The 7,786-nt window shown below is 38.9% G+C and carries 5 protein-coding genes; 4 read left to right on the top strand and 1 reads right to left on the bottom strand.

Features of this window, described 5'->3' with window-relative positions:
* Positions 1-203 precede the first annotated feature (203 nt).
* Together recD and A1D25_RS00195 are read left to right on the top strand one after the other, a co-directional pair.
* Positions 204-2,150, top strand: coding sequence for an exodeoxyribonuclease V subunit alpha (gene recD, locus A1D25_RS00200; RefSeq protein ID WP_157393718.1), 1,947 nt, complete (start codon positions 204-206; stop codon positions 2,148-2,150).
* Between the two features lie 152 nt (positions 2,151-2,302).
* On the top strand, positions 2,303-3,859 hold the full coding sequence (locus tag A1D25_RS00195) for a SulP family inorganic anion transporter (protein WP_157393717.1): 1,557 nt from the start codon (positions 2,303-2,305) through the stop codon (positions 3,857-3,859).
* A 30-nt stretch (positions 3,860-3,889) separates the two neighbouring features.
* Here A1D25_RS00195 and A1D25_RS00190 read toward each other — a convergent pair whose 3' ends face one another.
* Positions 3,890-6,754 carry a valine--tRNA ligase gene (locus A1D25_RS00190; protein ID WP_157393716.1) on the bottom strand — a complete coding sequence of 955 codons (2,865 nt, stop codon included), beginning with the start codon at positions 6,752-6,754 and terminating at the stop codon, positions 3,890-3,892.
* Positions 6,755-6,949: 195 nt separating this feature from the next.
* Here A1D25_RS00190 and A1D25_RS00185 point away from each other — a divergent pair, with 195 nt between their 5' ends.
* Both A1D25_RS00185 and A1D25_RS00180 read left to right on the top strand, forming a co-directional pair.
* Complete coding sequence (locus A1D25_RS00185; RefSeq protein WP_157393715.1) at positions 6,950-7,264, top strand: hypothetical protein; 315 nt, start codon at positions 6,950-6,952, stop codon at positions 7,262-7,264.
* 17 nt (positions 7,265-7,281) lie between these two features.
* Positions 7,282-7,614, top strand: coding sequence for a hypothetical protein (locus A1D25_RS00180; RefSeq protein ID WP_157393714.1), 333 nt, complete (start codon positions 7,282-7,284; stop codon positions 7,612-7,614).
* Positions 7,615-7,786 lie beyond the last annotated feature (172 nt).

The raw sequence follows: 7,786 nt of genomic DNA, 5'->3' as shown, positions 1-7,786 counted from the left end.
ATCATCAGATTATTGACAAAGTCTTTTTTCATTCGGACGCCAGCGTGGCGTCCCTACAAGGAAAGTTATAACCAATTGAAAAATAACAGATTTTATTTTGTTGTGTAGGGACGCCACGCTGGCGTCCGTTTATTGAATACAACAAATTGGGGTTTGTCATCAGTCTGATTTTTATCATCAATCTATTTGTTCTCTTACCTATTATGCTAACACTACTCGCTCATCTTAAATCGGAAAAACTGATCTCAGAATTAAATTATCAATTTGCTAAATTGATTGATAATAAACAGCAAAACCAAGGCTATTCAACGTTACAACAGAATTTAGCCATTTTGGTTAGTGCTTTGGTTTCCTTTAATGTAATGCAAGGTCATAGTTGTATTCGCCTAGATTCCGCTTTGGCAAGTAATCCTTTTGGTTTAAATAATCGGGAATTGAGTAATGCAATTTTGCAAAAAATTGAGCATATCTCACCGCTTGAATGGCAAAGTGTGTTAGCCAATCATATTGCTTTTAGCAATGATCCAAATAAAGTAACGCCGATGTTATTCCAACATCAACGGGTTTATTTCTATCGCTATTGGCAAGCTGAGAATCAAATCGCACAATATCTTCAACAAGCGGTCAGTTTACCGATACAAAATACAAATTTCACACTTGAACAGCAGATTATTGCTCAATTTTTCCCAGAAAAATCAGAAAATATTGACTGGCAGAAAATAGCGGTGGCAACAGCATTAAAACAGCCATTTAGTATTATTTCAGGTGGACCGGGAACGGGCAAAACTCGCACTGTTGCCATTTTATTAGCCGCATTACAACTTAAACAGCTCAAACTTGGACAACCGTTACTGAATATTGCACTTGTTGCACCAACAGGAAAAGCAGCGGCTCGTTTGAAAGAATCTATCCACCAAAATTTACAGGGGCTATCTTTACCCGATAACTTAAAAAATGAAGTACCGACTAAAGCCTCAACCATTCATAGCTTGATTGGGATTTACCCAAATAGCGATACGCCACGTTATCATTCACAAAACCCACTACATATTGATTTAATTGTGGTCGATGAAGCTTCAATGATTGACTTGTTTGTGATGGATAAATTACTCAATGCGTTAAAACCAAATACTCGGGTGATTCTACTGGGAGATAAAGATCAGCTTGCGTCCGTAGAAGCAGGCAGTATGATGAGTGAGCTTGGGCAATTTTTAACTTTGGGGTATAGCCCTGCTCATAGCCATTATTTGAGTGAAACCACAGGGGACATTATTCCAGCTAAGAGTGAAAACCCACCTTTTATTTGTGACTCTCTTTGCCACTTACGTCATAGTTATCGCTTTGATGATCGGTCTGGCATCGGGCAACTGGCGAAAGAAATTAACGCTCAACAAGCGGTCAGATCGTGGGATATTTTTGCAAGATCAGAATTTAATGAGCTTACTTTATCTAACTATCCTAATGCGAATGAATTTGCAACACAACCACTCTGGACGCAACATTGTGTAGAAATGGTCGTCAAAAAAGCAGTAATGCTTTATCGTGATTATCTACAACAAGTCAAACATTATAAAAGTGAACCTACAAAAGAAAATATTCAAGCTATTTTTACTGCTTTTCAACAAGTACGTTTCCTTTCCGCCCTACGAGTTAGTGAACTAGGCGTTGAGAAACTGAACCATACAATCGCAGAAGCCTTGCTACAACACCATTTGGTTCATTTCCGCCACAGCCGAGAAAACTACATCGGCAAGCCTATTTTGGTTACTGAAAATGCCCCACAACTCAATATTTACAGTGGCGATATTGGAATTATCCTACCTGATGAGCAAGGTAAATTGCGTGTTTATTTTGAAACACAAACAGAAAAAGGCGATTATTTAAGCATCTCAGTAAATCGTTTACCGAGTAATGAGCCTGCTTATGTGATGACAGTTCATAAATCACAAGGCTCTGAATTTGCTCATACATTGTTAATAATGCCTCTTACGTTCTCACCTGTAATCAGCAAAGAGCTACTGTACACCGCAGTAACACGAGCAAAATCCCACTTTACCCTATTTAGTAATGAAAAAATCTGGAAACAGGGGGTAAATATGAAAATTCAACGCCAAAGTGGTTTGACGGAACAGCTAACAAGTTTTCATTAGTGATAAAGCGGTCGTGGTATTTTTTCATCAAAAACTACCGCTTTCTTACTTTTTATTTCAATTTCTCACTCAATTTGTGATGTAAGCCAAATATTTTCTTGTTTAAAAGGCGTAAAATAATATTCCTTTCTTACGGTTTGGATTCAGCAGTTATGAGCCTCATACAAAATAATGGACGTTTACTTAAACAAAATTTCGCATCAGGACTAGTCGTTTTTCTCGTTGCTTTACCTCTCTGCTTAGGCATTGCATTAGCATCAGGTGCTCCACCATTATCAGGTATTGTGTCTGGTATCGTGGGCGGTATTGTCATTGGTTGGCTAAGTACATCGCATATTAGTGTATCAGGGCCAGCAGCAGGGTTAGCGGCAATAGTATTAAGTGCTATTGGTGAATTAGGTTCTTTTGAACTCTTCCTATGTGCAGGTTTAATTGCTGGGGTTATTCAGCTCTTACTTGGGCTTATCAAGGCAGGAAGTATTACAAACTATATTCCTTTTGCGGTAATTGAAGGAATGTTAGCAGGTATTGGGGTTATCATTATTATTAAAGAGCTACCCTACGCCTTAGGGAGCGACAAATTATTATCGGTAGTTTCTGATCCAATTATCCACGTTCATTTAGGCTCATTGATTGTGGCTTTTACCGCTTTACTTATTGTGATTGGTTGGGATTTTATTCCACAACTACGAAAAATTAAAATTCTGCCATCAGCACTAATTGCAGTGATGGTGGGAATTCTTATCAATGAATGCTTTATCTATTTTAATAGCCCATTGGCTATTCCCACTAGCCAATTAGTGCAACTCCCTGTGCCAGAAAATTTAGAGCAAGCAGAAAGATTGATCCGTTTTCCCGATTTTTCAGGTTTCAGCAACCAAATTGTTTGGGTAACAGGAATTACTATTGCGATTGTTGCCTCTATTGAAACATTACTCTCAATTGAAGCAGCGGATCGTTTAGATAAACATCGCCGAATTACTGATACAAATCGAGAATTACGCACACAAGGCATAGGGAATGTAATAGCCTCTTTATTGGGCGGTTTACCGATGACTTCTGTGATTGTTCGCTCTTCTGCGAATGCAAATGCGGGGGCAACCCATAAAATTTCTGCCATTTTTCACGGGCTACTATTACTCATTTGTGTTCTTTCTATTCCAAGCTTACTGAATAAAATTCCTCTTGCCAGTTTAGCTGCTATTCTGATTATTATTGGTTATAAACTTACCAAACCAAGCATCTATCTGCATTTTTGGCAGAAAGGCATTTATCAATTTATTCCTTTTGTTGCCACTATGATTGCAGTGGTCTTTTTAGATTTATTAAAAGGGGTAGGAATTGGTTTAATTATTAGTATTCTGTTTATTTTGCACGGTAATATGAAACGTTCTTATTATTTAAGCAGAGAGGAATTGGCTGATGCCGATAATATCGTGTTAGAACTGGGTGAAGAAGTATCTTTTTTAAATAAAGCGGCATTAAAGAAAACGTTAAAAAATATTCAACCTAATTCTAAAATCACTATCAACGCTGAACGAGCAATCTATATTGCGAGCGATATTTTAGAATTACTTGAAGATTTTACGAATGTCTATGCTCAAGAAAATAATATTCAAGTTAAATTAAAAGGTTTTAAATATGATTATGAACATCAAGATGGGATTGAACACACTCACGTCAGAGTAGAACATAGGAGTAGGATATAAATAAATGGAGCTTTCGCTCCACCTATATCATTATAAAGCCTCAATCGCTTTATACTGTTCTTGCAATTTCGCTAAACCATTTTGGTACTCTTGCATTTTTTCACGCTCTTTGGTGATGACTTGCTCTGGGGCTTTGGCAACAAAGGCTTCGTTGCTGAGTTTGTTTTCGATACGAGCCACTTCGTTATTCAGTTTTTCGATCTCTTTATTCAAACGTGCCAATTCTGCCTCTTTATTGATAAAGCCTGCCATTGGCACGAATAACTCCGCATTGCCGATCAGTTTGGTGACTGAAAGTGGTGCTTCTTCACCAGCGTTAAGGACTTTAACATCGTCTAATTTCGCAATGGCTTTTAACAAGCGGTCGTTTTCAGCAAGAATTTTGCAATCGGTTTCGCTGATATTGCGTAGCAATAGGTCAAGTCCTTTGCTTGGGGCGATGTTTGATTCCGCACGAATATTACGCACGGCAATAATCACCTCTTTTAACCACGCAATTTGTTGTTCTGCTTGGTTGTCGATTGCTTCGGCATCTACTTGTGGGAATGGCTGTAACATAATGGTATCGCCTTCAACACCTGCAAATCCTTTCACTTTTTGCCAAATTTCTTCGGTAATAAATGGGATAATCGGGTGAGCTAAACGCAATAATTTTTCCAACACTTTCACTAACGTCTGGCTTGCACCACGTTTTTGAGCCTCCGTACCGTTAGCAAAAATAGGTTTAGTTAGTTCTAAATACCAGTCGCAGAATTGGTTCCAAGTAAATTCGTAAATGGTATTTGCCGCTAAGTCAAAACGGTATTGTGCTAATGCTGAACGGAATTCTTCAACAGTGCGGTTAAAAGTCGATTCAATCCAACGATCCGCTAAACTGTATTCCACTTCGCCTGCTGATAAATCCAGTTTGTCGTTTGTGAGTACAAAACGGCTGGCATTCCATAATTTGTTACAGAAATTGCGATAGCCTTCAAGGCGTTTCATATCCCAGTTAATATCACGCCCATTACTTGCAAGAGCGGCAAGGGTGAAACGTAGGGCGTCCGTACCGTGAGCAGAAATGCCGTTCTCAAACTCTTTACGCGTTGCTTTAGCAATTTTTTCTGCAAGCTGTGGTTGCATCATATTACCTGTGCGTTTTTCAAGAAGATCTTCAAGGGAAATACCGTCAATCATATCAATTGGGTCTAATACGTTCCCTTTCGATTTCGACATTTTTTGCCCTTGTTCATCACGAATTAAGCCTGTTACATACACCGTTTTAAATGGTACTTGTGGTTTGCCATTTTCATCTTTGATAAAGTGCATCGTAAACATAATCATACGAGCTACCCAGAAGAAGATGATGTCGAACCCTGTAATTAACACATCGGTTGGGTGGAACATTTTCAATTCTTTGGTTTGCTCTGGCCAACCTAATGTAGAGAACGTCCATAAACCTGATGAGAACCAAGTGTCTAACACGTCTTCATCTTGGCGTAGTACAACATCAGAATTTAGCTGATATTTTGACCGCACTTCCGCCTCATCACGAGCAACATAAACATTGCCTTGTTCGTCATACCACGCAGGAATACGGTGTCCCCACCATAGTTGGCGAGAAATACACCAATCTTGGATATCACGCATCCAAGAGAAATAGAGGTTTTCATACTGTTTTGGCACGAATTGGATTTCACCGTCTTCCACTGCTTTAGTCGCCACTTCTGCAAGTGGTTTTACCGACACATACCATTGATCGGTAAGCATTGGCTCGATTGGTACGCCACCACGGTCGCCGTAAGGCACTTTTAAGTCGTGCGGTTTGATTTCATCTAACAAGCCGAGTGCTTCAAAATCTGCCACAATTTTCTTACGCGCCACAAAACGCTCTAAGCCTTGATAATCCACAGGGATTTTCGCCTCGTAACTGGTTAGCGGTTTACCGTCTGTGCCGATAATTTCCGCTTCCGCACGAATATCCGCATTTAAGGTTAGGACGTTTACCATTGGTAAACTATGGCGTTTACCGACTTCGTAGTCGTTAAAATCGTGAGCAGGGGTAATTTTTACCACACCTGTTCCAAATTCACGATCGACATAATCATCGGCAATAATTGGGATTTCTCGATTGGCAAGCGGTAGGATAACCGTTTTACCAATCAAGGATTGATAGCGTTCATCTTCTGGGTGAACCGCCACCGCTGTATCGCCTAACATCGTTTCAGGGCGAGTGGTCGCTACCACTAAATAATCTTTACCGTCTGCGGTTTTTGCACCGTTTGCTAGCGGATAGCGGAAATGCCACAGCGAGCCTTTGCTCTCTTTGTTTTCTACTTCTAAATCGGAAATAGCAGTGTGAAGTTTTGGATCCCAGTTTACTAGACGTTTACCACGATAAATCAAGCCTTCTTCGTGTAAACGCACGAACACTTCTTTTACCGCATTGGACAAGCCTTCGTCCATTGTAAAACGCTCACGATCCCAGTCGATTGAGTTGCCTAAACGGCGCATTTGTTGGCTGATTGTACCGCCTGAATAGGCTTTCCAGTCCCAAATCTTGTTGATGAAAGCCTCACGCCCGTAGTCGTGGCGAGTTTTGCCCTCTTCCGCTGCAATTTTACGCTCCACCACCATTTGCGTGGCGATCCCTGCGTGGTCTGTGCCTGCTTGCCATAAGGTGTTATGCCCTTCCATACGGTTGAAACGGATTAACGTATCCATTAACGTTTGTTGGAAAGCGTGTCCCATATGCAATGAACCCGTCACATTCGGCGGCGGAATTGCGATACAGTAACTTGGAACGTTCGGGTTCTCAGTCGGCTTAAAATAGCCCTGTTCTTCCCAGTGTTTATAAAGTGCTTGTTCTACTGCAGATGCGTCGAAACGATCTGCCATTTGGAGGTTTTGGATCATTTATTTTTTCTCTTTTCTAAAATCATTTTTCTAAAATCAATAAATAAAACTCTCAATTCTACAGAAAATGACTATTTAATGCAAAATGCATTGGTTAATGTGAGTTAAAAATTTAATTTTTGAGATTTATAGCTTGACACAATTCATTTTTTTTTTTCAATAGTAAAGTTTTATTACTAATTCAGGAGAAAATTTATGAATACACAAGAACGTATCGCATTATGTGCAGTTTTATCTTTTATATTTTTAGTTTACATATTTTGGATAAGTTCAGCTCTTCCAACAGGCTCTGTAAACTCTATCTATTTTATTCAAAATGAGGTTGGCTTTTTTGTTAAGCTTATTGGTCTTATTTTAGGTACTGCATTAGGTGGTATTGGAGGAACAGTTGGATATTCAATGGGACAATTTTCTAGTACAACTGGAGTATCTTTCGTTTTTGGGATTTTTGGAATAGTTATTGGTGCTATATTACCAATTATTGTAATTATTCAATCCTTTTATGTTTAACACAGGGGAAATAAATAATGAAATTATACAGATTAATATTTTCTATCTCATCTTTATTTATTCTTACTAGTTGTGGTCATAATGTCGATCCACAACTTAAAGAACTTGTGAAATGTATTGCTGCTGCTGAAAAAATAGGTGATATAAATTCTGCGCTTATAGCAAAGGATAGCACATTAACAGCAGCCCTATCGAAAATGGCAAGAGAAGGCAAAACTATTTCTCAATCTGATTTAGTTGATACATTCAAAGAAGCGATATCCGAGCTAGATTCAAATAATGCAATCAAAAAAATATATTATTCAAATTATTGCAAGGATGTCTATTCAACATCTATGCTACCTAGATAGCACTCGTGTCCACAAGAGTGCTTGCTCTTTATTTAAAATTACATCACTCGTCAAAGAAGAGCGCTATCCTAATCTATACAAGCGGAAGGATTTGTAAAAATCGTTAGAAATCTTACCTCTTGTTTATCTTTCGCTTTGTAATTCACGTTTATCAAATCTCCCCTTGTACAAC

Source organism: Ursidibacter arcticus (assembly GCF_009761375.1).
Taxonomy (GTDB): Bacteria; Pseudomonadota; Gammaproteobacteria; order Enterobacterales; family Pasteurellaceae; genus Ursidibacter; species Ursidibacter arcticus.
Note: the sequence above shows the minus strand (reverse complement) of the source record. Positions and strands in the feature narration are given on the sequence as shown.